Source organism: Lentzea sp. NBRC 105346, assembly GCF_030269605.1.
In the GTDB taxonomy this organism is placed as follows: Bacteria; Actinomycetota; Actinomycetes; order Mycobacteriales; family Pseudonocardiaceae; genus Lentzea.
Genome location: NZ_BSTQ01000001.1, coordinates 75750 through 98768 on the forward strand (window position 1 = coordinate 75750; position 23019 = coordinate 98768).

Below are 23019 nucleotides of genomic sequence, written 5' to 3' on the forward strand. Positions count from 1 at the left end.
CTCGGAGCGCAAGGCCGGCATGCCCACCTTTGGCTGTCGCGGCATCGAGGTGCGTGGGATCTTGGGCCACAGCGGCAGCCGGGAGTGAACGGCCATGACCCTACGCAAGCAGCTCAAGTCCCAGGTACGCGCCCGGATGGCGAAGACCGGTGAGCGCTACACCACCGCACTGGCCCACCTGACCGGCGACGCCCCGGTCGCCGGCTGGACGTTGCGCGGTGGCACGGACCCCGACGCGGCCGGTCTGTACGCGATGCTCTCGGCGGGGGGATTCACCGGACTTTCCGAGGCCTTGCTGTTCGGCATCGGCGGCGGGATCGGGGCCGGGTACATCCTGTGGGAGTTCAAGCACGACAACAGCAGGCATGTGACCCTGGGATTCCACAACAGCTGGCAGTACGTCGGCCGGCGCACCACAAAGGTGCTGGACCGGCTGGGAGTGGCCGGTTCCTGGCATCGGTCGGCTCCTCGGGCCGCCGCCGAGTACCTGACGTCGCAGCTGGACGCCGGGAACGCCGTGATGTTGTGGCCGGACCGGTACCACGTCGGGTACTGGGATCTGCCCTCGTCGCTCGACGGGCACGGCGGGCATCCCGTTGTCGCCTATGCCGCTGCCGGGTCTCGGGTCTACCTGGACGACCGGAACCTGGCACCGCTCACCGTCGACCGGGCCGACCTTGATCGGGCCTGTGCTCGGGTCACGTCGTGGAAGAACATGTCCCTGGTGATCACCGATTCCGGGCGGCCCCTGCACGTTTCCTCCGCTGTGCGGGAAGGACTGCGGGACGTGGTCGCGCATCTGTCCGCGGCCTCTGACTCCTTCTCGTTGCCCGCATGGCGGAAGTGGTCGCGGATGATGACCGACACGCGTGCGGCCAAGGGGTGGCCACAGGTCTTCGCGGACGGGCGGGGACTGGATCTCGCCCTGCGGAGTGTGCGGGAAGGGGTAGACGGGCGGATCGGGATCACCGGCGGGAATCTCCGGCCGCTGTTCGCCGAGTTCCTCTCCCAGATCGGCTTGGGGGAGTTGGCTCCCCGGTGGTTGGAGATCGCCTCGATGTGGCATGCGCTGGGGGAGATGAGCTCCTTCGCGGACATGGGGGCGCAGTTGGCCGCACTGTATGAGGCGGAGACCTCCGCGGTCCGGGAACTGGCGGCAGCCGTCGAGCGATGGTGACCGACGCACGCCGCATGTGCTACTCCGCATCCACCCCAAGGGGTTTGACGGGACCGGGGAAGAACATGTTGGTGGTGGCCTGGTAGCGCGCGTAGTCGGGGCGTTTGCGAACGCTGTAGTACTCGGCGGGGCGGGCGCCGGTGTGCTTGGTCAGCGTGACGTACAGCGTCCACGAAGCGAGGAACAGGCCCAGGGCCAGCAGCGCCAACACCACCGGCGTGGTGTCGTGGAACCGGGCCGGCAGTGACGGCAGCGCGAGCAGAACCAGTGCGTTCCACTGCATCCATTGGAAGAAGTAGTTCGGGTGCCGGCTGTAGCGCCACAGCCCGCGATCACAGGTACCGCGTTCCCCGCGGGCGGCGAACCGCTGCTTCTGGCGGTCGGCCACCGACTCCAGCACGTACGACCCGGCCCACAGGGTCAGTGCGATCGCGGTCCAGACGGACAGCCGTCGCTGGGGATCGGCGGCGACGATGAACGCGGGGACGGCCAGCACCGACGCGTTCGCCAGCCCCTGCAACCAGATCTCGTACTGGACGGACCACGTCTCGCTGCGGAACCCCTGCCGCTCCCAGCGTCGCCGCTGATACCGGTACCGGGGCAGTTCGACCTTGGGGGCGCCGGGTGTCCACCAGCCGTGCCTGGTCGCCAGCACCAGGCTCCACAGTCCCATCCGCGCGCCCATGGCGAGGTAGGCGACCGCGGCCGCGACGGTCACCGCGCTGAGCCGGTCGGCCGTGAGCACGGTGACCACGCCGATGCCCACCAGGCCCCACGGCCAGGCAACGTCGACGTAGGACACATGCCGCGTGAGGTACCCCGGAACGGCCGCCAGCAGGGTGAACAACACGACCTGAGTCCCCAGGTTCCACCAGGCCGGCCCGGCGGTGGCCGGGGCCAGCAGCAACGCGACTCCGACCAGGGCGAAGGGCAGCATTCCCCAGACTCGCCGCATGCCGTTCTCCTCGCACCTGGTGAGACATTCCGCCCGAATGTCTCCGTGAGACAATTTATACATGCTGTCTCACGTCGCGGCCAACGTGAACCTGACCACCGAGCCCGAGGTGGATCCGGTCATCGCCCTCGCGCTCCGGCAGTTCCTTCGCGAGAGCCGCATCGACATGGGCGACCTCGCCACCGCGGCCGGTATCGGCCGGGCCACCCTCTATCGCCGGTACGGCGATCGCGACCGGGTCCTGGGCGAGGTCCTGTGGGCCATCACCCACCGAGCGTGGGCGCGCCTCTGGCAGGCCAGCAGACAGGAAGGCATGGCCAGGGTGATCGCGGTTCTGGATCAGGCGATGCGTGACACCGTCGCCTCGCCGGCCCTGCGCGCCCTGCTCGAACGCGACCCCGAAACCGCGCTGCGGGTGCTGACCTCCCAGCAGGGGGTGGTGCAGTACCGCCTGGTGGCCGGACTGGCCGACCTCATCCGCGCCGAACGCGACGACGAGACGTCGGAAATCCCGGTGACCAAGCTGGCCTACGCCGTGGTCCGGCTGGCCGAGTCCTTTTGCTACTCCGACGTCATCACCGGCGCCCCACCGGACATCGACACCGCCACCGACATCATCCGGAAACTCCTCGCCTAGCATCACGTGCTCCGGCTGACGAAAGGACACGGGTGGACGACTCGTCGAAGGTCGGTAGGCATGCTCGCGCGGTGCTGGCCGCCGCGAAGGCGTTCCGCGCCGAGGCGGCAGAGGTGCACGCGGAACCGGATCGGCTGCTCGCGCTCGCCGCCGCCAAGTACCAGGCGGTCCGGGACTCGCTGGTGGCCGACAAGCTTCGCGCCATGCCGGTGGACAAACTCCGGGACACCAAGGCGAACCTGCGGCTGAGCAAGCTGAAGGCCGCCGGGTACCGGACCGTCGCCGACATCGCCAAGGCGCGCCCGGAACAGCTCGACGGCGTGCCCGGAATCGGCAGGCAGTCCGCCGAGCAGATCGTGCGGGTCGCCCGCGCCGTCGTCGACGGCGTCGCGCGCGACACGACGGTCCGGCTGAACCCCGACCGCGCCGACCGCGCCCAGACCGAGTTGCTGCAGCTGATGTCCAAGCTGCGCAGGGCGAACCAGCTCGTCGGCCCGCTGCGCGAGCCGCTCGCAGACGCGCTGGACAGGATCGACGCCGACGTGCGCCTCGCATCCCGGGCCTGGAGCCGGGTGCGGATGTTCTTCTCCTCGCGGAAGAACCGGCAGGCCGCCATCGACTCGCTCGACCGGCTCGAGACCCTGCTGGCCAGTCGCGACGTGGCGGCGTTGCGCGCGGTGGGCACGCAGCTGCGCGTGCCGGACCTGGATCACCGCGCGCTGTGGCGTGACTACGAGCTCGACGCGGCCGCCTACAACACGCTCCTCGCCGACCTCGCCGGTGCGGACGCGATGCCGGATCGCAGTGCCGCCAAGGGTTTCGTCCCGGCCGACATCGAGCACGAGGTCGACGCGACCACACTGGACACCAGACTGCTGAAGGTGTCGCTGCGCGGCTATCAGGTGTTCGGGGCCAAGTTCGCGCTGGCCCGCAAACGCGTCATCATCGGCGACGAGATGGGACTGGGCAAGACGATCGAGGCGATCGCGGTGATGGCGAGCCTCGCCGCCGGTGGGCGGCGCGGATTCCTGGTGGTCTGCCCGGCGAGCGTCGTCGTCAACTGGGTCAACGAGATCGCCAGGCATAGCGACCTCGTGCCGCACCGGATGCACGGCGCGGGCCGCGACGGCGCGGTCGGCGAGTGGCTGGCGCAGGGCGGTGTCGGCGTGACGACGTTCGGCACGTTGCCGAAACTGGTGCTGCCCAAGAGGTTCCGCCCGGCGCTGGTCGTGGTCGACGAGGCGCACTACGTGAAGAACCCGGACACGCAGCGCTCACAGGCGGTCAACACGATCGTGCAGCGCGCGGAGCGGGTGGTACTGCTCACCGGCACGCCGATGGAGAACCGCGTCGAGGAGTTCCGCAATCTGGTCGCCTATCTCCAGCCGGGCGTCGCGGCCCGCACGGGCGCCATCGACGCCGTGGTGGGAGCGAAGGCCTTCCGCCGCGTTGTCGCACCGGTGTACCTGCGGCGCAACCAGGAGGACGTGCTGGGGGAGTTGCCGGAACTGCTGGAGATGGAGGACTGGGTCGAGTTCGGCAAGCAGGACCGAGGCGCGTACCTCGACGCGGTGCGCGAGGGGAACCTGATGGCGATGCGCCGCGCCGCCTACGCGCCGGGCACGCCCCGCGGCTCGGCGAAGCTGGAGCGGTTGCTGGAGATCATCGAGGAGTCGAAGGACAACGGCTGGAAGGTCGTGGTGTTCTCGTATTTCCACGACGTGCTGGACGTGGTCGCGAACCACGTCGAAGTCTTCGGTCCCCTGACCGGCGCGACGCCGGCGCGGGGCCGTCAACAACTGGTGGACGAGTTCACGGCGTGCGAGGGCCACGCGGTGCTGGTGGCCCAGATCGAGGCGGGCGGCGTGGGCCTCAACATCCAGGCCGCGTCCGTGGTGATCATCGCCGAGCCGCAGTGGAAACCGAGCACGGAGGACCAGGCGATCGCCCGTTGTCACCGGATGGGCCAGGTCCGCAAGGTCCACGTGCACCGGTTGCTGGTCAAGGACAGCGTGGACGCGCGGGTGCGGGAGATCCGCGACCACAAGACCCTGCTTTTCGACCACTACGCGCGTGAAAGCGACACGAAGCACTCGCACGCGAGCGCATTGGACTCAGCGGTGTCGGTGGAGCAGCGCGTGGTGCAGGCGGAGCAGCAGCGCCTTGGTCTCTAGGATCGGCGCGTCGCGATGGTCAGCAGATCGGAGGCAGGCCCTCGAGGTGTCCTGCCCGCCGGCCAGACCGCCCGCAACGCCCGGTGCAGGTCGAGGTCGCTCACCTCGACGCGGACCAAGGTGCGGGTCGCGAGATCGGCCTCGACGGCATGCATGCTCAGCACCGCGGGCCCGATGCCACCGGTTGCGGCCGCCTTGATCGCGGTCGTCGACGACATCTCCAGCAACGGTTCGGCGCTGCTGCTGATCCCCGCCGATGTGAGCGCGTGCTCCCAGGCCTGCCGCGTGCCCGAGCCCGGCTCCCTGCTCACCAGCGGGGTCGCGGCGGCCCGCACGGCGGTGACGCGGCGGCGCTTGGCCCAGGGATGCCCTGGCGCGACGACCAGCACCAGCTCGTCCGTGGCCACGACGCGGCCGGTCAGGCCCGCCGGCACGTCGGTCGACTCGATGAAGCCGAGATCGGCCTTGTGCGCCAGCACCTGCTCGGCGACGTGCACCGAGTTGCCCGCAGTCAGCACGGTCGCGGTGTCCGGACTGACGGTCCGCAGCGCGATCAGCCACGTGGGCAGCAGGTACTCGGCCACGGTGAGGCTCGCGGCGATCCTGAGCTGGCTCTGGCGGTCCGCGCGCAGGCTGGTCATGCCGGCGTCGAGGTCGGCCGCCCGCGCGAGCACCGGCGCCGCCCACCCCGCCACGAGCTGACCGGCCGTGGTGAGGCGGGCGCCGCGGGAGGTGCGTTCGAGGAGTGTCACGCCCGCGCGGGCTTCGAGGGTGCGCAGGCGTTCGCTCGCCGAGGGCTGGGACATGCCGTGTGCCGCGGCCGCCCGGCCGATGCTGCCCAGCTCGGCCACGCTCAGCAGCAGGTCGAAGCCGGTCAAGTCGGTGACCCGGGACGGCAGAGGCATAGGGACAGCCTATGGGTTCATCGGCGATCGATGCCTACCGAGGTCTCCCGAGCGGGAGGATGGTCATGTCGTGACCGCTCTCGCACCTCATCCACACCGTGCCCCCGAGGTGCGACGAGCGGCGCCCTTCGGCCCGAACCTCTTCGCATCCGTCATGGGCACCGGCATCGTCGGCACCGCCGGGGCCGCGATGCCCGGCCTGCACACGCCCGCCACCTTCGTGTGGGCGCTGGACGCGGCGCTGCTCGTATTCCTCGTCGTGGCGGTCGCGCGGCGCTGGACGTGGGCGACGGTGCGTTCGCAGCTCGCGGATCCGGTAATGGCCCAGTTCTGGGGCGCGCCACCGATGGCGTTGATGACCGTCGGCACCGGCACGCTGCTGCTCGGCTCCGACTGGATCGGCCTGCCCGCCGCACTCGCCGTCGACTGGACACTGTGGACTCTCGGTACCGCGCTCGGCCTCGCGACCTCGGTGCTGGTGCCGCTGAGGATGATCGGCAGTGGCGAACGCGCGTTCGGCGGCTGGCTGATGCCCGTGGTGCCACCGATGGTCTCGGCCGCATCGGGTGCCTTGCTCGCTCAGCACCTGCCGGACGGCTCGTTCCGGCAGGCGATGGTGCTCGGCTGCTACGCGCTGTTCGGTGTGAGCCTGTTCGCGACGATGGTGATCGTGCCGCAGATCTGGCAGCGGCTCGTCCAGCACGGCCTGGGCGCGGCCTCGACCGTGCCGACGCTGTGGATCGTGCTCGGGCCGCTGGGCCAGTCGATCACCGCCGCCAACCTGCTCGCCGGTGTGCCCGTGCTGCCCGGTCAGACCGCGTTCGGCATTCTCTACGGCACGGTAACTTGGGGATTCGCGCTGCTGTGGGTGGCGATCGCGGCGACCGTGACCGTGCGAACCGTGCGGCGAGGGCTGCCGTTCGCGTTGACGTGGTGGAGCTTCGTGTTCCCGCTCGGCACGTTGGTGACGGGCACGAGCGCGCTGGCGGCACGTGTTCCGTCGGCGATGTTCACCGGCGTGGCCGTGGTGCTGTACGGCGCGCTAGTGGCGGCGTGGGTCACGGTGGCCGTGCGCACGCTGTTTCAGCGGTAGAGGTTCTGTATCTCGATCCGCTTCGCACAACCCATTGCGGACAAGGGGATCCTGCCGTCCAGCAAACTCGATTCGTTGGGGTGCAGCCGAATCCTGGTTCCGATGGAACCCATGTGTATCCTGGCAATGAACAAGCGGAGGGGGTGCGGCGCGTCCGGCCGTACCGCAGCGTTCAGGGGGAATATCCCATGTCCAATGGGATTGCGCTCGGCGCGGTCATGGGGCTCGGTGCCGGAGTGAGTCCGGGACCGTTGCTCACGCTGGTGATACTGGCGTCCGCGAAGGGCGGTTTCGCGGCGGGGTGGCGAGTCGCCGTCGCGCCGCTGCTCACCGACGTGGTGATCATTGTGCTGACGCTCACGGTGCTCGCGAACCTGCCCGTGGGCGTGGTCGGGTTGATCGGGCTGCTGGGTGCCTGCCTGGTGGCGGTCATCGGCGTGCAGACGGCGATGTCCAGCAGGACCGTGGAGCTGACCTCACCGGACGGCGGTGCGACGGAAGGCGTCTTCCGCCAGGCGGCGCTGGTGAACTTCCTGAGTCCGCACCCCTGGCTGTTCTGGGCGACCATCGGTGGCCCGGTCGTGCTGACGTCCTGGCACGAGGCTCCGGGCGGCGCGGTCGCCTTCGTCGCCTGTTTCTACGTCCTGCTGGTGGGGAGCAAGACGGTTTTGGCCGGACTGGTCGGCGGTGGCCGGCGCTGGCTCAACAGGAAGGCGTACCGGACCACGGTGTTCTGCTGCGGGCTGGCGATGGTGGTGTTCGCCGTCGTGCTCGCGGTCGACTCCTTCTCGGTGGCGAAGACCTTGCTCGAGTGACGATGCACGAACAACTTTGGGGGAGATATGGAAACGGCTCGGCTCGACAGCTCGGAGTTACCTTGGCCGCCCTGGTCGGTGGCCATGCGGAAGGACCTCGCGGTGCTGCCGGGCACGGTGGACCAGGACATCCGCCGCGTGCTCATGTGGCTCGACGACTACGTCAGCGCACCGCATCCCGATCTCGGAAGGTCGGGTGACGTGTGCCCGTTCGTCCGCGTGGCGCGGATGCGGCGGCACGCCACGCTGGCACTGCGCTACGACGTCGAGGGCGGTTCCGGCGACGAGGTCGCCGAGGCCGTCCGCGAGGAGATGGGGGAGTTCTCACAGCAGGTCCCGGCGCAGACGACCACGCGGATCGTGGTTTTCCCCGCGATCCCGGACCAGTGCTGGGAAGTCGTCGACGAGGTGTACAGCGAGCTCAAGGACGAGGCGGTCGGCCAGGGACTGATGATCGGCCAGTTCCACCCGCGATGCCGGGAACCCGCGGTACGCAACCCGGCGTTCCCGGTGTCCCGGTCACCGCTGCCGCTGTTCGCGCTGCGCTGGATGGCCGTGCACGACATCCTGTTCCTCGGCGACCGGAAGCACTGGTTCGACCGGTACCGGGCGCGATTCGGCACCCAGCACCAGAACGGGCGGGTCTCGGACCCGCTGTTGCGCGAGCGGTACGCCGAGGCGCTGCGCCGGTACGACTACCGCTGATCGCCGGATCCGGGTTCGCCGGACATTGGACTGTCCACAATGAACAATCCAATGTAGACCGTGTCGATCATGCGGCTGAGCGGACGTGACCTTCTCGCCCGCAGGCACGCAGCGTCGCCGCCGCTACCACGGCACCACGTCATCGTCCTGGAAGAAGCCGCCGCTGGGACCGTCGTCGGGCAGGGTGGCCAGGTGGACGGCGATGGCCGCCCCCTGCTGAGGGGTGCGGTGCCCGCGGAAGCCGTTGAGGTCGGTGGCGCAGTAGCCGGGGCAGCCCGCGTTGACCAGGATGCCGGTTCCTGCGAGCTCGCGGGCGTACTGGACGGTGACCGCGTTGAGGTAGGTCTTGGTCGGCGAGTAGGCGATGGAGATCGGGCCGGCCTGCTCGCCACCCGCGCTCTGCCGCGTGAGTGAGCCGACCGAACTCGACACGTTCACGATTCGGGGCGACGCCGAGCGGCGCAGCAGCGGCAGGAGGGCGTTGGTCACCCGGACCACGCCGAAGACGTTGGTCTCCACCGCGGTCCGCATCCCCTCCAGGTCGGCCGTGCTGGGCTGCTGCGACTCTCCGCCGACCACCCCGGCGTTGTTCACCAGCACGTCGAGCCCGCCCCGCTCTTCGACAAGCCGGGCCGCCGCCGCAACGCTGGCGTCGTCGGTCACATCCAGCGGCACCGCGAAGGCGTCCACGCCGCCCGCCTGCAACTTCTCCACGGCGACCCGCAGCCGCTCGGGGTCCCGGGCGCCTACGCCGACGCTCCAGCCAAGTGCGCCCAGGCCCGCTGCGATCTCGTACCCGATTCCCTTGTTGGCGCCGGTCACCAGCGCCGTCGTTGTCTGCATGCCTCGATCGTGGGTCTGGAATGGGCCGCACGGCCAAGACCGTTTGGATGGCCGGTGATACCTCCCGGGTATCGTGGCTGGATGGAGACGCGGGAGTTGCGGTACTTCGTGGCGGTCGCCGAGGAACTGCACTTCGGGCGGGCCGCGGAGCGGCTGGGGATCGCCCAGCCGCCGCTGTCCCGCGCGATCCAGCGGCTGGAACGCCGCCTCGGGGTGGAGTTGCTGCACCGCGACAACCGGTCGGTGGAGCTGACCGCGGCCGGAGCCGTGCTGTTGGCCGAGGGCCGGGCCGCATTGGACGCCGTGGAGGCCGCCGGCCGCCGCACCCGCCGGGCCGGTACCGGCACCGGGTCGGCCGCCCTGGTCCTGGTGACCAAGGCGGGCGCGTCCGGTGAACTGCTGGCCAAGCTGCTCGACGCCTACGCCGCGGAACCCGGCGCGGTCGAGATCGATGTGCAACTGTGCGGAATCGGCGAGCAGGAGGGCATGCTCCGCGATGGACGAGCCGACGTCGCGCTGTTGTACCTGCCGTTCGACTCCGCCACCGGCTTCGACACCGAGGTGCTGCGCTCCGAGGGGCAGATCGCGGTGCTCCCCGCCGGACATCCCCTCAGCCTCGAGACCTCACTGCGTACCTCCGACGTCACCGGGCTGCCCGGCCTGCCGCCACCGCGCTGGCCCCGCCGGGACGGCACCTATCCCGACGGCCCCGGGCCGAAGGTCAGGGACCACACCCAGCTCCTGCAGCTGATCATGCTCGGGCGCACCACCGCGATCATGCCCGAGTCGTTGCGCAACCAGCTGGGCGAGAAGCTGGTCGCGGTACCTGTGGTGGACGCGCCCAAGGTGACCACGGTCATCGCCTGGCCGCCGCACAGCCGGTCGCGGGCACTGGCCCGGCTCGTCGAGGTGGCGACCCGGCTCTGAGGCTGATCGTTCACCTCGCTGAAACTCTCTAAAACCTGTTCCGGAACATTTGCCGCGAATTATTCGAAAGAAGACCTCTCGGCGCGCGGCGTGGTAGCGTCCGGAAGATCGACGCCGAAAGCTCGAATTTACAATTCCACTCGAATTGTCGTAGATCAACGCAGTCCCCCAAAGAGAGGAACAACGTTGAGATCGACCGGCCTCACAATGGACGGCCTGACCCCGATTCTGTTCGGCCATGCCGCGTTCCAGTACCTCAACGCGGGGTGCGAGCTGGGCCTTTTCGAGCTGTTGCACAAGAAGTCGAACCTCTGCCGCGAAGACATCGGCCAGGAGCTGCAGCTGGCCGAACGGGCCACGGACACGCTGCTGCTCGGCACGACGTCGCTGAAGCTCACCACGGTCGAGGACCGCCGGTACCGCAACGCCTCGGTGCTGGACCAGCTCATGGAGGACGACCAGTGGGACATCTTCACGAGCGTCGTCGCCTTCGAGGCGCACATCGTCTACGAGGCCCAGGCCGACTTTGTCGAGTCGCTGCGGAAGAACACCAACATCGGGTTGCGCCGGGTACGGGGCGTCGGCCGGGACCTCTATCACCGGTTCGTCGAGAACCCGCAGCTGGAGCGCGTGTTCTACCGGTACATGCGGTCGTGGTCGGAGCTCTCGAATCCGTTTCTGCTCGCCAACGCCGACTTCGCGTCGTCGCGGAAGGTGCTTGACGCCGGCGGCGGCGACGGGGTGAACGCGATCGCGCTGGCATACGCCCATCCGCACCTCGAGGTGACCGTGATGGAGATCCCGGCGACCGGGCCGATCGCGCGCAAGCGGATCGAGGACAACGGGCTCGCCGGCCGCGTGACAGTGCACGGCGGCGACATGTTCCGCGACGAGTTCCCGGCCGATGTGGACACGGTGCTGTTCTCGCACCAGCTGGTGATCTGGGAGCCGGAACAGAACATCCACCTGCTGAGCAAGGCGTACGAGGTGCTTCCCGAGGGCGGCCGGGTGATCATCTTCAGCTCGATGTCGAGCGATGAGGGGGACGGCCCGCTGATGGCCGCGCTGGACAGCGTCTACTTCGCCACGCTGCCCGCCGAAGGCGGAATGATCTACGCCTGGCACCAGTACGAGTCCTGGCTGCGGACAGCGGGCTTCGACCAGACGAAGATCAGGCGCGTTGCCGGCGAGGGGTGGACGCCCCACGGGATCGTCATCGCGACGAAGTGACGAAGTAGCGAGGTGCGGTGCGCGAGCGCACCGCACCCTTGCCCTCAGTCCACCGCGTTCATGATCTTGGACGGGTTGATGGAGCTGGTCTCGTGCACCTCGTCGTCGGTCAGCCCGAACGCTCGCATGTGAGCTCGCAGGAGCCGCAGCGCCTCGACGGTGTTGGGGAACAGCGGCTCGCCCGCGTCGCTGGACAGCGTGACGTGGTGGGTGCCGAGTGCCTGGATGGTGCGGCACATCTCGGCCGGGTCCACGCCGAGCAGCGGCGAGATCTCGTCGTAGGTGAAGTTCATGTAGATGCCCGCCGAGGTCAGCTCGCGCATCTCCTCCAGTGACAGGTCGAGGAACGGGCTGAACGGATGGTCGACGATCGCCTTGGTGATGCCGAGGTCCCGCACCAGCTCGGCCATCTCCCAGATCTCGGGGTGCGTGGCGTGCGCGAACGAGATCATCACGTCGTGGTCGGCGGCCATCCGGAAGATCTCGCGGTACTCCGGTTTGAGCCTGCCGCGCTCGTCGAGCGTGTAGTGGCCGACCTTCAGGGCCTTCTCCCACGGCAGCGGGTCGGCCCACCCGTCGGGCTCCTCACCCCACCACGACCGCATACCGCCGACCTTGCTCAACGTGTTGGCGCTGCTGAACACCGGCATCCACACCGCGGAAATCCCGTCAGCGAACTGCTTGCGCGCCTGCTCCACCATGGACAGGCCCCGCGTGTCGGTGACGATCCAGCCGGCCCACAGCCGGGTCGGCGGCACGCCGACCTCGTCGCACCAGTCGCGCAGCCGGTCTTCCACCTCGCGCACGGCGGCCGCCGGGCCGCCGAGGTCATCGCGGTGACGCCAGATGATGCTCTTGAACAGCAAGCCTTTGATACCGCTCGCCGACGCGAGCTTGGCGATCGCGAGCCCGTCCTGCTGACCTTCGTGCGCATGGCAGTGCAGGTCGACCGCCCCTTCCACGCCGAACACCGCGGGCGGCACGAGCACTTCGCCCCGATATCCCCCCATCCGGGCCCGGTAGGACGACAGATAACGATCGTGCGGCGCGTTGTTGCGGCGCCGCAGTTTCGCCTCTGCCAGGTATGCGCTCTCCTCGTCGAATGAATCCAACAGTCCCCTCCACGAGCGACTTCTGAGGTCCCCATCGGCGCTTCCTGCGCCCGGAAACGACTCACAAATTCGCTGTGCCGGCGAATTCAAGCGAGCCGCGCCGAAATGAGCGTATTGGGGGCTGTGCGTCACCAGGGCTGGTACACCGAGAGCAACTTGTGGTGCCGCGTGGAGCAATGCGATGGAGGCGATGTGTCCGCCTGGTGCGGAATGCCGCGCGTTCGGTTTACCGCCACCGTCGCTCGGGGATGCCGTTGCAGCCAAGCCCTTGAGCGGAAAGGCACAACGATGACGACCGACGCGCAGAGCATCCGGTGCCACAGACATGAGCCCGGTGTCGTGGTGATCGCCCTGGCCGGCCAGGCGGGCCCGTCCGACTTCGTGGCGCTGGCGAGTCGTCTGAAGGAACACGTCGATCAGCGCCTGGCAACCGTCGTGCTCGACCTGTCAGAAGTCACGGTTCTCCACTCGGACGGGATGCGGGCCTTGGCGGGCATGAGGCGCTGGGTTGGGCGCAGGCGCCTCGCGCTGGAGCTCGTGATCGACAGCTACGCGGTGGCGAAGACGGTGCAGATCAACGATCCCGACGCGCTGACATGTGCCTGGCCTTCGCTCGGTCACGCGCTCGCGACGATCTGCGGCCCGGCCACCGGTTTTCCCTCAGCAGCCCTGACGAGAGGAACGACGTCATGACGTTCAACCCGCTGGAACAGCGCGGGATCCCACTCGACCGCCAGCTGCGCAACTGGCGTGAGCTCAACGTCGAACCCACCGACCCCGACCACGCCGACCCGTACACGCGGTGCCGGATCATCGCGTTGAACGGCATCGAGGTGGAAGCGCTGCTGTTCAGCCACCAGTTCGCCAGGCATTGCGCGGACCTGGACGTCAAGCGGCAGCTCGCCGAGGTTCGTTACATCGAGCAGCAGCAACAGAAAGTCGTGAACTGGTTGTTGCCCGCTCCCGCGTCGGCGCTGGAGACCACGATCGCCTACGAACAGGTCGCCGTGGACCTCACGGCCTGGGTCGCGCGGATGGAGCCCGATCCGTACCTGAAGCAGGCCTACCAGTTCGGCGTGCTGGAGGACTTCGACCACCTCTACCGGTACGCCAACCTCTACGAGATGATCCAGCGCCGCAAGGCGGAGCGCATCGTCGACGGGCTGACCGAGGTCATCCCCGGCCGTCCCACCAAGTACCACCACCGCCATCCGCACGACAACGTGCGCGAGCCGTACGACAAGACGACCGCGGCGCCGATCTCGAAGCTGCACGCGCTGACCATCATGTCGGCCGAGCAGCAGACGATGAACTTCTACATGAACGTCGGACCCGAGTACATGGAACCGATCGCACGTCAGCTCTACCAGGAGATCGGCCTCATCGAGGAGGAGCACGTCACCCACTACGAGTCCCTTGTGGACCCCGGCGAGACCTGGTGGGAACGGCTGGTGAACCACGAGTACAACGAGTGCTACCTGTACCACTCGTTCATGGAGACCGAGTCCGACCCGAGGATCCGGGCGATCTGGGAGCTTCACCTGAACATGGAGCTGGAGCACCTGCACGTGGCGTGTGACCTGATGCGCGCCCACGACGACCGGGAACCGGAGGAAGTGCTCGCGCCGGAGCTGCCCGCGCCGGTCACCTTCGAGCCCAACAAGGCCTACCTCCGCGAGCTGCTGGACACGCAGATCGACCTCACCACCCTCGGCACCGGGTACGTCCGCGAGGCACACGAACGCTTCGAACGCATGCAGGAGAACATCCACGGCGGAGCCGAGCCGCCCAGCGAGCAGGTGATCGACCTGCACCGCGAGCAGTACGGCACGGACTACCGGCTGGAGACCGAGGGCGAGCACCCGGCGCCCGAACTGAGGCAGCAGGTGAAGCGATGACCGAGGACGTGATCCAGCTGCTGCTCGGACAGCACGGGCAGATCCGCGACCTCTTCACTCGCGTGCAGGAGGCGGACGGCCGGGACCGGCGAGACGCGTTCGCGGAGCTGGTGCGGCTGCTCGCCGTGCACGAGACCGCGGAAGAGCAGGTCGTGCACCCGCTCGCACGGCGCGCGATCGACGCCGGCGCACCGCTCGTGGACGACCGGCTCGCCGAGGAGCGGCAGGCCAAGGAACTGTTGAGCCGTCTGGAGTCGATGGGAGCGGACCACGAGGACTTCCTGCCACTCCTGGCGGAACTACGTGCGTCGGTGCTGCTGCACGCCCATCACGAGGAACAGTACGAGTTCCCCTATCTGCGGCACAGCTGCAATGAGAAGGAGCTGCGCGGCCTCGCCGTGATGGTGCGGGCCGCTGAACGCGTGGCCCCCACGCATCCCCATCCCGGTGTGGAGACCGGCGTCGAGAACCTCGCCGCGGGTCCCGCGCTGGCTCTGTTCGATCGGGTGAAGGACGCGGTCAGCAAGGCGATCTCGACCGACGACCGGACGGCCGGTTGACTCTCATTGCGCTCATGACCCGCGCAGAGCGCTGCCGAGGTCTCGACGCAGATCCAGGAGCCGGTCAACGCCGGTGAGGGTGAGCACCCGGTTCACCACACCATGCTCCGGCACGACCACGGCCAGCCTGGTGCCCAGCCGTTCGGCTGCGGCCTGGCCATCGAGCAACACGTGCAGACCCGCGGAACCGAAGAACGTCACCCCGGTGAGATCCAGAACGAACGTTTTCGGGCGGACCGCGAGCCGGTCCATGATCTCGCCGATGACCAGGTGTTCAGTGGTCATGTCGATCTCGCCTTCGATCGAGATGACCGAGATGCGGGGATCGGCGCTGAGCATCTGGACCGAGACCCGCTTCGGATTGGGACTGCCTTGCATGGCTGTCGCTCTTCCCTGCCGCGCGCAGTGCCTGCCGGACGTCGTTCGACGCCGACTTCACTCCGATCGCGTGGGCGGGCAACGCCTGTCTGACATCCCTGCGAACGAAAAGCAGCCAACCAGTCGTCCCTGACTGATCGCGGTGGAACAACAACTCCTACGCTCCGGCCACGTCCAGACGGGCTTCCCCTGATCGCCCGCGCGTAAACCTGATCATCGGCGGCCGCTGTCGATGGTCATCCATCGGGGAAGTGGTTGTCGACGATCTCCTCGGCGATCCGGTCGATCTGCTCGCGCGTACGGGCGACGCCGAGGCGTTGCCGGTCAGTAGAGGTAGACATCGACCACCAACGCCGCGATGCCGGCGAGGAAGGAGACAACGGCGACGCGCCTGCCCGAGTCGCTGCCCTGCGGTCCAAGGCCGAGCAGCACGGCGGCCGTGGCGATGGCGAACACGCCGCTGCCGGTGTCCTGCCAGCTGACCGGGAACCACCGGATCGGCGCGTCGGTGAAGAAACCCGGCGCGTGCACCGCGTTGAGAATCGCGTTCCACGCCGCGGGCCCGAGGCCGGCCGCGATGCCCGCGGTCAGAATCACCCCGACGTGTCGCTTGGGCACCAGCAGGGCGACCAGGACGACGGCCAGCACCGCCGAGAGCCCGGCTCCGTACGCGATGGTCGACCAGCTGAGCATGTGGAGCTCCTTCTGTCTGGCGACGCAACCCTGGTCACATCTTGCCGCTCCGGTCGTGAGGGAGCCGTGATGCAGGACTCGGGCGGGTGCGGGAACGGTGTGCGGTTCGGCTCGGTCGGCATCCAGGTGGTCGCGTGACGTCGTGAGTGTGTCCGTCGACGGCAACCGGGAGCCGGGAGCGGATGCGGCCGGCGGAAACGACCGGGCCGGTCGCCACCTCGGCGGCGACCGGCCCGAACCGGCGGTGTACCTGCCACTAACGGCGGCATACGCGTCTTCCCGACGCAGGGCGGCTCACTTCACGATGGCCGCGTTCCTGACTCGCGCCGCCGCGAGCGCGGGCCGGTCCTCGCCGTCAGGCGGTGATCGCCTGCTTTTCCCCACTGGCAATGGCGATCTTGCGGGGCTTGGCCTGCTCCGCGATCGGGATGCGCAGCGTCAGCACGCCGGCGTCGTAGCCGGCCTGGATCTTGCCGGTGTCCAGGTTGTCGCCGAGGTACAGCTGGCGGTTGAACGTGCCGGACGGCCGCTCGCTGACCACCATCTCCACGTTGTCCGCGACGGTGGTGCGCTGCGCCTTGACGGTGAGGACGTTGCCCTGCACGTCGACGTCGATGGAGTCGGCGCTCACACCGGGCAGGTCGAAGTGCACCACGAGCTGGTTGCTGTCGCGGTAGGCGTCGATGGGCAGTGCCGATCGGAATGAGGCGTTCCCGGCGAGCCGCTGGGTCAGCTGGTCCAGCAGCTGGAACGGGTCGGTGCGCATCAGCATGGCGTTCTTCTCCTTCCCTCTCGTGGACGTTGTTCCGCCTGTGACACCACCAGTAACGCGCCACCCAGGACCACTGTTCCCTATAGCAAACGAGTTCACCTGGATGGCGCACAGGTGGCTTCAGTAGTCCATGCCTTCGGCGGGAGCGGCAGGAGCCTTCTCCTGCTCGGGTTTCTCGGCGACGACGGCCTCGGTGGTGAGGAACAGCGCCGCGATCGAGGCCGCGTTCTGCAGCGCGGAGCGGGTGACCTTGGCCGGGTCGATGACCCCCGCCGCCATCAGGTCCTCGTACTCGCCGCTCAGCGCGTTGAGGCCGTGGCCGGGCGGCAGGGACTTGACCTTGTCGACGACCACTCCGCCCTCGAGACCGGCGTTGACCGCGATCTGCTTGAGCGGCGCCTCGACGGCGACCCGGACGATGTTGGCGCCGATCGCCTCGTCGCCCTCCAGTCCGAGCCCGTCGAAGCAGGTCTTCGCGGCCTGCAGCAGCGTCACACCGCCACCGGCGACGATGCCCTCCTCGACGGCGGCCTTGGCGTTGCGCACCGCGTCCTCGATGCGGTGCTTGCGCTCCTTCAGCTCGACCTCGGTCGCGGCACCCGCCTTGATGACGGCGACGCCACCGGCGAGCTTCGCCAGGCGCTCCTGCAGCTTCTCGCGGTCGTAGTCGGAATCGGTCTTTTCGATCTCGGCGCGGATCTGGCTGATCCGTCCCTGGATCGCCTCGGCGTCACCGCTGCCCTCGACGATGGTCGTGTCGTCCTTCGTGACGACGACCTTGCGCGCCTTGCCCAGCAGCGAGATGTCGGCGTTCTCCAGCTTCAGCCCGACGTCCTCGCTGATGACCTGGCCACCGGTCAGGATCGCGATGTCCTGCAGCATCGCCTTGCGGCGGTCACCGAAGCCCGGAGCCTTGACGGCGACGGACTTGAACGTGCCACGGATCTTGTTGACGACCAGGGTCGCCAGGGCCTCGCCCTCGACGTCCTCGGCGATGACCAGCAGGGGCTTGCCGGACTGGATCACCTTCTCCAGCAACGGGAGCAGGTCCTTCACCGAACTGATCTTGCCCTGGTGCAGCAGGACGTAGGCGTCCTCCAGCACTGCTTCCTGACGCTCCGGGTCGGTCACGAAGTAGCCGGAGATGTAGCCCTTGTCGAAGCGCATGCCCTCGGTGAGCTCGAGCTCGAGACCGAGGGTGTTGCTCTCCTCGACCGTGATCACGCCGTCCCGGCCGGCCTTGTCCATCGCCTCCGCGATCAGTTCACCGATGGTGGCATCGCCCGCGGAGATCGACGCCGTCGCCGCGATCTGCTCCTTGGTCTCCAGCTCGACGGCGGTCTTGAGCACCTGCTCGGTCACCGCCTCGACGGCCTTCTCGATGCCGCGCTTGAGCCCCAGCGGGTTGGCGCCGGCGGCCACGTTGCGCAGACCCTCGCGCACCAGGGCCTGAGCGAGGACGGTCGCCGTGGTGGTGCCGTCACCCGCGACGTCGTCGGTCTTCTTCGCGACTTCCTTGACGAGCTCGGCCCCGATCTTCTCCCACGGGTCCTCGAGCTCGATCTCCTTCGCGATGGAGACGCCGTCGTTCGTGATCGTCGGCGCGCCCCACTTCTTCTCCAGCACGACATTGCGGCCCTTCGGGCCGAGCGTCACCTTGACTGCGTTCGCGAGGGTGTTCATACCCCGCTCGAGACCGCGGCGGGCGTCCTCGTCGAACGCGATCAACTTCGCCATTCGCGCAGTCCTTCCGAACATCCGAACCACAGGTACCCAGCCGGGCCTGATGCCCGCGACGGAAGACGACTCGACGAACCGCCGAGCAGCCTCACCGGCCCGGCCGTTAGCACTCGATGGGGTTGAGTGCTAACAGTTCTCTGATAGCACCGTCGAGAGCCGAGTGCAACCAGTTCGTCGGGGGTGGCGTCCGGATGACGCACGTCACACCAATGGTTGAGTCCAACCGGCTCAGGTTTGGGAACAATCTAGGACTCAAGTTCGTCGTTCGGGATGAGTGTTCGTTGTGGCTCTCATGGAGGTGAAAGTCATGGCACTGCCTGCTGTGCGATCGTCGGCCCCGCTGGGCCGCTGGGACCCGTTCCGCGAGTTCGAGGACCTCTACGGTCAGCTGGGCAGGTGGATGGAGTCGGTCGCCGGCACCGTCGGTGACCGCGTGCGCGCCTGGGCCCCGCTGGCCGACGTGACCGAGACCGGCGAGGCCTACCTGGTGGAGGTCGAGCTGCCGGGCGTCAAGCGCGACGACATCACGGTCGATCTGGCCGGCACCGAGCTGTCGATCAGCGGTGAGGTCAAGGAGAAGGAACGGCAAGGGCTGTTCCGCCACCGCACCCGGCGCGTCGGGCAGTTCTCCTACCGGGTGACGCTGCCGCAGGACGTCGACGCCGACAAGATCCAGGCCGATCTCGCCGACGGTGTGCTGACCGTCCGCGTGCCCAAGACCGAGGCGGCCAAGCCACGCCGCATCGCGATCAACGGCAAGTAACACCCGCCGCCGTCGGCCGCGGTCTGCCCCGGCCGCGGCCGGCGGCGCTGTCGCACCGGAAGGAGCAGGGGGAGTGGAGTTGTTGCCGCTGCGAACCGACTTCGACGTGCGCTGGCGCGGCTACGACCACGAACAGGTCCAGCACTACGTGCGTGAGGTGGAAGGCGAACTGGCGGTGCTCACCGCCGACCGGGATTCCGCCCTCGCCCGCGCCGAGTCCCTTGCCCGGCAACTGGAAGCCGCCCGCACGGAGAACGCCGAGCTGCGGGCACGCGCCGACCGGATCTGCCGCACCCCGGTCGATCCCGACGCCCTCAGCGAGCGGCTGCGGCGCATGGTCGAGCTCGCCCACGCCGAAGCCGAGGAGATCACCACCCGCGCCCGGATCGCCGCCGAGCAGGACTGGGCGAACGCTCACCGCGCCGCCGACCGGTTGCGCCGGCGCGCCGAACACGTCGTGGCCGAACTCGACCGGCGCCGCGCGGAGGCGGAGACCGAGCACCGCGCGCTGATGGACCGCGCCCACGCCGAGGTCGAGACGATGACCCGGCAGGCCGAACGCCGCCGCCGCGAACTCGACGACCAGGCCGCGCAGGTCCGTCGGCAGGTCGAGTCGGACTTCGAGCAGGCGATGGCACAACGCCGCGCCGAGGCGATGCGCGCACTGGCGGACCAGCAGCGCGCCGCGCAGGCCCGCGCCGACCGGATCGTCCGCGAGGCCACCGAGCACGCGCGCCGCATCGTCGCCGACGCCGAGCACCGCGTCGACCTCCTGGACCGGTGTCGCCGGCGCGTCGCCGAGGAACTCCGTGCCGCACAAGCACTTCTGGCCGACGCCGAGCCGTTGCTGCGGCCGCTGCCCGAGGAAACCATTGTGACGATGGAGGTGATCCACCATGATCAGCGCCCCCGCGAACCCGTTCATTGCTGAGCGCCCGGCCGGGTTGCCCACTCCGCCCACCGGCTGGCCGATCGGCTCCTACGCCACCTACACCGAAGCCCAGCGCGCCGTGGACCACTTGGCGGACAACGACTTCCCGGTCGGGGACGTCACCATCGTCGGCGTCGAGCCGATGGTGGTCGAACGCGTCACCGCCAGGCTCACCTGGCCACGCGTACTCAGTGGCGGCGCGGCGTCCGGCGCCTGGTTCGGCCTGTTCGTCGGGCTGCTGCTCGGCCTGTTCAGCACCGGACCGGTGCTCGCACCGATCGTCATCGGACTGCTCACCGGTGTCGTCTTCGGCACCGCGTTCGCCGCCGCGGGCTATGCCGCGCTGGGAGGCCGCCGCGACTTCGCTTCGACTACCCAGCTCGTGGCCAACCGGTACGACGTCCTGTGCGAGCCCCGCAACGCCGAGAAGGGCCGAGACCTGCTGGCCGCGCTGGCGCTCACCGCAGCTCCGAACGCCTGACCCCGGCGTCCCGGCCCAGTTGCCGGCGCAGCTCGCTGATCTGGTCGTGGGCGGCGGCGAGTTCGTCCTCCAGCCCGATGATGCGGGCCGTCGCGGCGAGCGTGTGGCCCTCGTCGAACAGCACGCGGATCCGGCCCGCGAGCTCGAGCTGGCGCCGGCTGTAGCGGCGGTGCCCGCCGTCGGAGCGTTGCGGGCGCAGCAGGTCCGCGGTGTCCAGGCTGCGCAAGAACGCCTGCTGCACACCGAGCAGCTCGGCGGCCTGCCCGGTGGTGTAGGCCGGGTAGTCCGTGTCGTCGAGGTCGTTGAGGGGCACGGTGGGCGGCTCCTTGAACCCTGAGTACATCCCCTGCTCAAGGCTATCTTCAGCAGTTGCTTGACACAATCTACAGTGCGCGCTATAAGAAAAGTGTCGGTCAGTGACCTGGTGACAGTTGCCTGGGAGTGATCGAGATGGTTGGCGAGAGCGTGGTCCCACACGTCGAACACGGCGGCGAGCCGATGTTCGCGGACGTGGTCGCCGCCGACCTCGACTGGGTGCGGGCGGAGTTCGACGAGATCATGGCCGCGAACTTCCTCGAATCGTTCGTTCCACCGCCTCGCCGGCACCCGCGCGAGCGTCCTCGCCACCCGGCGTCACCGACTGAGAGGGCGACATCGTCCGGCCGGGAGTCCGGTGACCTCGCCCGGACGGCACGCAGAGTCGGCGCGCGGGAGCGCTCTCCTCCGCGCCCGGCATGCGCCACGGTCACCCCTCGACCTGACACCTCGAACGCCATGTAGGAGGTGATAGCGGGCAGGGCACGGCAGCGACCATCGTGGCCGCTCGCCCAGCATCCCGCCGGTTCCCGCCTCGACGCGACAACCGGTCTGCGTCTCGTGACGCGACAAGGGCGACCGCCACGGGCCGGCACCGATCCACTCGGTGCGGCAAGCCGGACCTTGCCGGAGCGATGCACATCTGCAGATCTTCGAGTTGAGCCCGATCACGCCCGCCACGGCCACCGGATGCCGTGGCGGGCATCGGATCGTGCCGGGACGGCAACCGCGAAGGGGGAACACCCGTGATCGACCTGGACAAGCCGTGGAACGACGTGACCGACCAGCTGCGTCCCGCCTGGCCGGAGCTCAACGAGATCGAACCCGACGGTGTGCCCGATCGCGACGACACCGCCGAGCTGGGCGAGGTGCTCGAGGCCGACCCCGCCGATGTCGCCGACCAGCGCCGCGTCGTGCCTCTGCCCGACGACGAACCGGACCCCGCCGGAGTCTGGACATGAGCCGTGCCGACCGGCCGGAACCAGGCGCCGGGGCAGGCTTGAGCACGGTGCTGGAGCAGGCCGCCCACCACGCGGTCGTCGAGTACGCCGACGGGTGCCGCGCGCCCGATCTCGCCACGGCGCGCGCCGACTCGTGGCGGCTGATCCACCCGCTGGGCGCGATCAGCGATTTCACCGCCGCACCGGCGGCCTGCACCGGCGACCGTCCACAACGGCACGAGCCGCACTCCGACGATCACGCCGAACCGGCCCAGCGCGCCTGCCGCGAGGCCGGCACCGCGCTGAGCCACCTCAACGCCCAACTCCTCCCAGGCAGCGGACCTCTCGTCACCTGGCCGCGGAAGTGACCAGACCATGCCGGCGCACCGAGACCCGTCATCACCGGACCCCTACCGCGTACTCGGGGTCCCGCGCGACGCCACCCCTGCCCAGATCCGCGCGGCCTACCGGGCACTTCTCCTCACCCTCCACCCGGACACCCACGCGGAGCCGGCCGACCCGGCACGGCTGGCTCAGGTGGTGGCCGCTCACGCCGAACTGCGCGACGCCGGTCGCCACAACACCCAGAACGCCGCGCCGCCCACCGGCACCCCGCCGGCTGCGAGCGGAGTCCCGATCCCGGTCCGCGTCCGCAGCTCCCGTCGTGAACGGCCGGACATCCGTGTGGGCCCGGTCCGCACCCACCTGAACGGCTGACCGGACACGTAGAGGAGCCCCGCAACGGTGTGCGAACGCCAGCCGTGGTGGCATTTCCCAGAGCGGCCATTGTGGACAGAAGCAGGGCGACTACGGCATCGGCACGGCGCCGGCGGTTGGCGATCTTCAGGTGGTGGCCGGTGTCTTGGGCGTAGCGACCGAACAGATCGTGCCGCGCGGGATCGTGGTGATTCGCCGAGCTTCTTCCCTGGCTTCGCGGATCGCCTTGATGTCGTCGACGGTCACGGGTTCAACGC

27 protein-coding genes are annotated in these 23019 nt (G+C 68.9%); 18 read left to right on the plus strand and 9 right to left on the minus strand.

Annotation, left to right across the window (positions count from 1 at the left end; all coding sequences use genetic code 11):
- Nucleotides 1-94 precede the first annotated feature (94 nt).
- On the plus strand, nucleotides 95-1177 hold the full coding sequence (locus QSK35_RS00275) for a BtrH N-terminal domain-containing protein (protein WP_285741120.1): 1083 nt from the start codon (nucleotides 95-97) through the stop codon (nucleotides 1175-1177).
- 19 nt (nucleotides 1178-1196) lie between these two features.
- Here the strand turns inward: QSK35_RS00275 and QSK35_RS00280 are convergent, their stop codons facing one another.
- Nucleotides 1197-2132 carry a DUF1295 domain-containing protein gene (locus tag QSK35_RS00280; protein ID WP_285741121.1) on the minus strand — a complete coding sequence of 312 codons (936 nt, stop codon included), beginning with the start codon at nucleotides 2130-2132 and terminating at the stop codon, nucleotides 1197-1199.
- Nucleotides 2133-2193: 61 nt separating this feature from the next.
- Between QSK35_RS00280 and QSK35_RS00285 the strand changes: the two genes are divergently transcribed.
- On the plus strand, nucleotides 2194-2769 hold the full coding sequence (locus tag QSK35_RS00285) for a QsdR family transcriptional regulator (RefSeq protein ID WP_285741122.1): 576 nt from the start codon (nucleotides 2194-2196) through the stop codon (nucleotides 2767-2769).
- Nucleotides 2770-2801: 32 nt separating this feature from the next.
- Nucleotides 2802-4943, plus strand: coding sequence for a DEAD/DEAH box helicase (locus QSK35_RS00290; protein ID WP_285741123.1), 2142 nt, complete (start codon nucleotides 2802-2804; stop codon nucleotides 4941-4943).
- On the opposite strand, the gene QSK35_RS00295 is transcribed toward QSK35_RS00290, so the two are convergent.
- Complete coding sequence (locus QSK35_RS00295; RefSeq protein WP_285741124.1) at nucleotides 4940-5848, minus strand: LysR family transcriptional regulator; 909 nt, start codon at nucleotides 5846-5848, stop codon at nucleotides 4940-4942. The genes QSK35_RS00290 and QSK35_RS00295 overlap by 4 nt on opposite strands.
- A 109-nt stretch (nucleotides 5849-5957) precedes the next feature.
- Between QSK35_RS00295 and QSK35_RS00300 the strand changes: the two genes are divergently transcribed.
- From QSK35_RS00300 to QSK35_RS00310, 3 genes are all read left to right on the plus strand, one after another.
- On the plus strand, nucleotides 5958-6941 hold the full coding sequence (locus QSK35_RS00300) for a TDT family transporter (RefSeq protein ID WP_285741125.1): 984 nt from the start codon (nucleotides 5958-5960) through the stop codon (nucleotides 6939-6941).
- 188 nt (nucleotides 6942-7129) lie between these two features.
- The gene (locus QSK35_RS00305) at nucleotides 7130-7756 is read left to right on the plus strand and encodes a LysE family translocator (RefSeq protein ID WP_285741126.1); all 627 of its coding nucleotides are present in this window, start codon (nucleotides 7130-7132) and stop codon (nucleotides 7754-7756) included.
- Between the two features lie 84 nt (nucleotides 7757-7840).
- Nucleotides 7841-8461: a DUF6875 domain-containing protein gene (locus QSK35_RS00310; RefSeq protein ID WP_285741127.1), complete on the plus strand. Its 621-nt coding sequence runs from the start codon at nucleotides 7841-7843 to the stop codon at nucleotides 8459-8461.
- 123 nt (nucleotides 8462-8584) lie between these two features.
- On the opposite strand, the gene QSK35_RS00315 is transcribed toward QSK35_RS00310, so the two are convergent.
- Nucleotides 8585-9304, minus strand: coding sequence for an SDR family oxidoreductase (locus QSK35_RS00315; RefSeq protein ID WP_285741128.1), 720 nt, complete (start codon nucleotides 9302-9304; stop codon nucleotides 8585-8587).
- An 81-nt stretch (nucleotides 9305-9385) separates the two neighbouring features.
- Here QSK35_RS00315 and QSK35_RS00320 point away from each other — a divergent pair, with 81 nt between their 5' ends.
- Together QSK35_RS00320 and QSK35_RS00325 are read left to right on the plus strand one after the other, a co-directional pair.
- A complete protein-coding gene (locus QSK35_RS00320; RefSeq protein ID WP_285741129.1) occupies nucleotides 9386-10231 on the plus strand; it encodes a LysR family transcriptional regulator in 846 nt (281 codons plus the stop codon).
- Between the two features lie 186 nt (nucleotides 10232-10417).
- Nucleotides 10418-11461: a methyltransferase gene (locus QSK35_RS00325; protein WP_285741130.1), complete on the plus strand. Its 1044-nt coding sequence runs from the start codon at nucleotides 10418-10420 to the stop codon at nucleotides 11459-11461.
- A 44-nt stretch (nucleotides 11462-11505) separates the two neighbouring features.
- On the opposite strand, the gene QSK35_RS00330 is transcribed toward QSK35_RS00325, so the two are convergent.
- On the minus strand, nucleotides 11506-12573 hold the full coding sequence (locus QSK35_RS00330) for a DUF6282 family protein (RefSeq protein ID WP_285741131.1): 1068 nt from the start codon (nucleotides 12571-12573) through the stop codon (nucleotides 11506-11508).
- Between the two features lie 288 nt (nucleotides 12574-12861).
- Between QSK35_RS00330 and QSK35_RS00335 the strand changes: the two genes are divergently transcribed.
- The 3 genes from QSK35_RS00335 to QSK35_RS00345 are packed head-to-tail and all read left to right on the plus strand — an operon-like array spanning nucleotide 12862 to nucleotide 15031.
- The gene (locus QSK35_RS00335; RefSeq protein ID WP_285741132.1) at nucleotides 12862-13266 is read left to right on the plus strand and encodes an STAS domain-containing protein; all 405 of its coding nucleotides are present in this window, start codon (nucleotides 12862-12864) and stop codon (nucleotides 13264-13266) included.
- A complete protein-coding gene (locus QSK35_RS00340) occupies nucleotides 13263-14471 on the plus strand; it encodes a hypothetical protein (RefSeq protein WP_285741133.1) in 1209 nt (402 codons plus the stop codon). The genes QSK35_RS00335 and QSK35_RS00340 overlap by 4 nt, the downstream gene beginning before the upstream one ends.
- Nucleotides 14468-15031, plus strand: coding sequence for a hemerythrin domain-containing protein (locus QSK35_RS00345; protein WP_285741134.1), 564 nt, complete (start codon nucleotides 14468-14470; stop codon nucleotides 15029-15031). The genes QSK35_RS00340 and QSK35_RS00345 overlap by 4 nt, the downstream gene beginning before the upstream one ends.
- A 12-nt stretch (nucleotides 15032-15043) precedes the next feature.
- On the opposite strand, the gene QSK35_RS00350 is transcribed toward QSK35_RS00345, so the two are convergent.
- The 4 genes from QSK35_RS00350 to groL all read right to left on the minus strand — a co-directional run bounded on the left by QSK35_RS00350 (nucleotide 15044) and on the right by groL (nucleotide 18611).
- Nucleotides 15044-15409 (minus strand): STAS domain-containing protein, encoded by a 366-nt coding sequence (locus QSK35_RS00350; protein WP_285741135.1) that lies wholly within the window; start codon nucleotides 15407-15409, stop codon nucleotides 15044-15046.
- Nucleotides 15410-15733: 324 nt separating this feature from the next.
- The gene (locus tag QSK35_RS00355; RefSeq protein ID WP_285741136.1) at nucleotides 15734-16102 is read right to left on the minus strand and encodes a hypothetical protein; all 369 of its coding nucleotides are present in this window, start codon (nucleotides 16100-16102) and stop codon (nucleotides 15734-15736) included.
- Between the two features lie 355 nt (nucleotides 16103-16457).
- Nucleotides 16458-16874 (minus strand): Hsp20/alpha crystallin family protein, encoded by a 417-nt coding sequence (locus tag QSK35_RS00360; RefSeq protein WP_285741137.1) that lies wholly within the window; start codon nucleotides 16872-16874, stop codon nucleotides 16458-16460.
- Nucleotides 16875-16994: 120 nt separating this feature from the next.
- Nucleotides 16995-18611 (minus strand): chaperonin GroEL, encoded by a 1617-nt coding sequence (gene groL / locus QSK35_RS00365; RefSeq protein ID WP_285741138.1) that lies wholly within the window; start codon nucleotides 18609-18611, stop codon nucleotides 16995-16997.
- Between the two features lie 310 nt (nucleotides 18612-18921).
- Here groL and QSK35_RS00370 point away from each other — a divergent pair, with 310 nt between their 5' ends.
- The 3 genes from QSK35_RS00370 (at nucleotide 18922) to QSK35_RS00380 (ending at nucleotide 20789) form a co-directional block, all read left to right on the plus strand.
- A complete protein-coding gene (locus QSK35_RS00370; RefSeq protein WP_285741139.1) occupies nucleotides 18922-19377 on the plus strand; it encodes an Hsp20/alpha crystallin family protein in 456 nt (151 codons plus the stop codon).
- Between the two features lie 73 nt (nucleotides 19378-19450).
- Nucleotides 19451-20308: a coiled-coil domain-containing protein gene (locus QSK35_RS00375; protein ID WP_285741140.1), complete on the plus strand. Its 858-nt coding sequence runs from the start codon at nucleotides 19451-19453 to the stop codon at nucleotides 20306-20308.
- Nucleotides 20274-20789 (plus strand): YflT domain-containing protein, encoded by a 516-nt coding sequence (locus tag QSK35_RS00380; RefSeq protein ID WP_285741141.1) that lies wholly within the window; start codon nucleotides 20274-20276, stop codon nucleotides 20787-20789. Before QSK35_RS00375 ends, QSK35_RS00380 begins: the two co-directional genes overlap by 35 nt.
- Here QSK35_RS00380 and QSK35_RS00385 read toward each other — a convergent pair.
- Entirely contained in the window at nucleotides 20767-21102 is a 336-nt protein-coding gene (locus tag QSK35_RS00385; RefSeq protein WP_285741142.1) for a MerR family transcriptional regulator, read from the minus strand. The two genes, QSK35_RS00380 and QSK35_RS00385, sit on opposite strands and share 23 nt — an antisense overlap.
- 128 nt (nucleotides 21103-21230) lie before the next feature.
- Here QSK35_RS00385 and QSK35_RS00390 point away from each other — a divergent pair, with 128 nt between their 5' ends.
- The 4 genes from QSK35_RS00390 (at nucleotide 21231) to QSK35_RS00405 (ending at nucleotide 22762) form a co-directional block, all read left to right on the plus strand.
- A complete protein-coding gene (locus QSK35_RS00390; RefSeq protein ID WP_285741143.1) occupies nucleotides 21231-21569 on the plus strand; it encodes a hypothetical protein in 339 nt (112 codons plus the stop codon).
- Between the two features lie 281 nt (nucleotides 21570-21850).
- On the plus strand, nucleotides 21851-22066 hold the full coding sequence (locus QSK35_RS00395; RefSeq protein WP_285741144.1) for an Rv3202a family protein: 216 nt from the start codon (nucleotides 21851-21853) through the stop codon (nucleotides 22064-22066).
- Complete coding sequence (locus tag QSK35_RS00400) at nucleotides 22063-22413, plus strand: hypothetical protein (protein ID WP_285741145.1); 351 nt, start codon at nucleotides 22063-22065, stop codon at nucleotides 22411-22413. The genes QSK35_RS00395 and QSK35_RS00400 overlap by 4 nt, the downstream gene beginning before the upstream one ends.
- 7 nt (nucleotides 22414-22420) lie before the next feature.
- On the plus strand, nucleotides 22421-22762 hold the full coding sequence (locus QSK35_RS00405; RefSeq protein ID WP_285741146.1) for a J domain-containing protein: 342 nt from the start codon (nucleotides 22421-22423) through the stop codon (nucleotides 22760-22762).
- The last annotated feature ends 257 nt before the right edge of the window (nucleotides 22763-23019 follow it).

Excerpts from the sequence above, each read along its gene's own strand:
- QSK35_RS00275 (WP_285741120.1), top strand. The coding sequence starts at position 95 with ATGACCCTACGCAAGCAGCTCAAGTCCCAGGTACGCGCCCGGATGGCG.
- QSK35_RS00280 (WP_285741121.1), bottom strand. The coding sequence starts at position 2,132 with ATGCGGCGAGTCTGGGGAATGCTGCCCTTCGCCCTGGTCGGAGTCGCG.
- QSK35_RS00285 (WP_285741122.1), top strand. The coding sequence starts at position 2,194 with ATGCTGTCTCACGTCGCGGCCAACGTGAACCTGACCACCGAGCCCGAG.
- QSK35_RS00295 (WP_285741124.1), bottom strand. The coding sequence starts at position 5,848 with ATGCCTCTGCCGTCCCGGGTCACCGACTTGACCGGCTTCGACCTGCTG.
- QSK35_RS00305 (WP_285741126.1), top strand. The coding sequence starts at position 7,130 with ATGTCCAATGGGATTGCGCTCGGCGCGGTCATGGGGCTCGGTGCCGGA.
- QSK35_RS00310 (WP_285741127.1), top strand. The coding sequence starts at position 7,841 with ATGCGGAAGGACCTCGCGGTGCTGCCGGGCACGGTGGACCAGGACATC.
- QSK35_RS00315 (WP_285741128.1), bottom strand. The coding sequence starts at position 9,304 with ATGCAGACAACGACGGCGCTGGTGACCGGCGCCAACAAGGGAATCGGG.
- QSK35_RS00320 (WP_285741129.1), top strand. The coding sequence starts at position 9,386 with ATGGAGACGCGGGAGTTGCGGTACTTCGTGGCGGTCGCCGAGGAACTG.
- QSK35_RS00335 (WP_285741132.1), top strand. The coding sequence starts at position 12,862 with ATGACGACCGACGCGCAGAGCATCCGGTGCCACAGACATGAGCCCGGT.
- QSK35_RS00340 (WP_285741133.1), top strand. The coding sequence starts at position 13,263 with ATGACGTTCAACCCGCTGGAACAGCGCGGGATCCCACTCGACCGCCAG.
- QSK35_RS00345 (WP_285741134.1), top strand. The coding sequence starts at position 14,468 with ATGACCGAGGACGTGATCCAGCTGCTGCTCGGACAGCACGGGCAGATC.
- QSK35_RS00350 (WP_285741135.1), bottom strand. The coding sequence starts at position 15,409 with ATGCAAGGCAGTCCCAATCCGAAGCGGGTCTCGGTCCAGATGCTCAGC.
- QSK35_RS00355 (WP_285741136.1), bottom strand. The coding sequence starts at position 16,102 with ATGCTCAGCTGGTCGACCATCGCGTACGGAGCCGGGCTCTCGGCGGTG.
- QSK35_RS00360 (WP_285741137.1), bottom strand. The coding sequence starts at position 16,874 with ATGCTGATGCGCACCGACCCGTTCCAGCTGCTGGACCAGCTGACCCAG.
- groL (WP_285741138.1), bottom strand. The coding sequence starts at position 18,611 with ATGGCGAAGTTGATCGCGTTCGACGAGGACGCCCGCCGCGGTCTCGAG.
- QSK35_RS00370 (WP_285741139.1), top strand. The coding sequence starts at position 18,922 with ATGGCACTGCCTGCTGTGCGATCGTCGGCCCCGCTGGGCCGCTGGGAC.
- QSK35_RS00380 (WP_285741141.1), top strand. The coding sequence starts at position 20,274 with ATGATCAGCGCCCCCGCGAACCCGTTCATTGCTGAGCGCCCGGCCGGG.
- QSK35_RS00400 (WP_285741145.1), top strand. The coding sequence starts at position 22,063 with ATGAGCCGTGCCGACCGGCCGGAACCAGGCGCCGGGGCAGGCTTGAGC.
- QSK35_RS00405 (WP_285741146.1), top strand. The coding sequence starts at position 22,421 with ATGCCGGCGCACCGAGACCCGTCATCACCGGACCCCTACCGCGTACTC.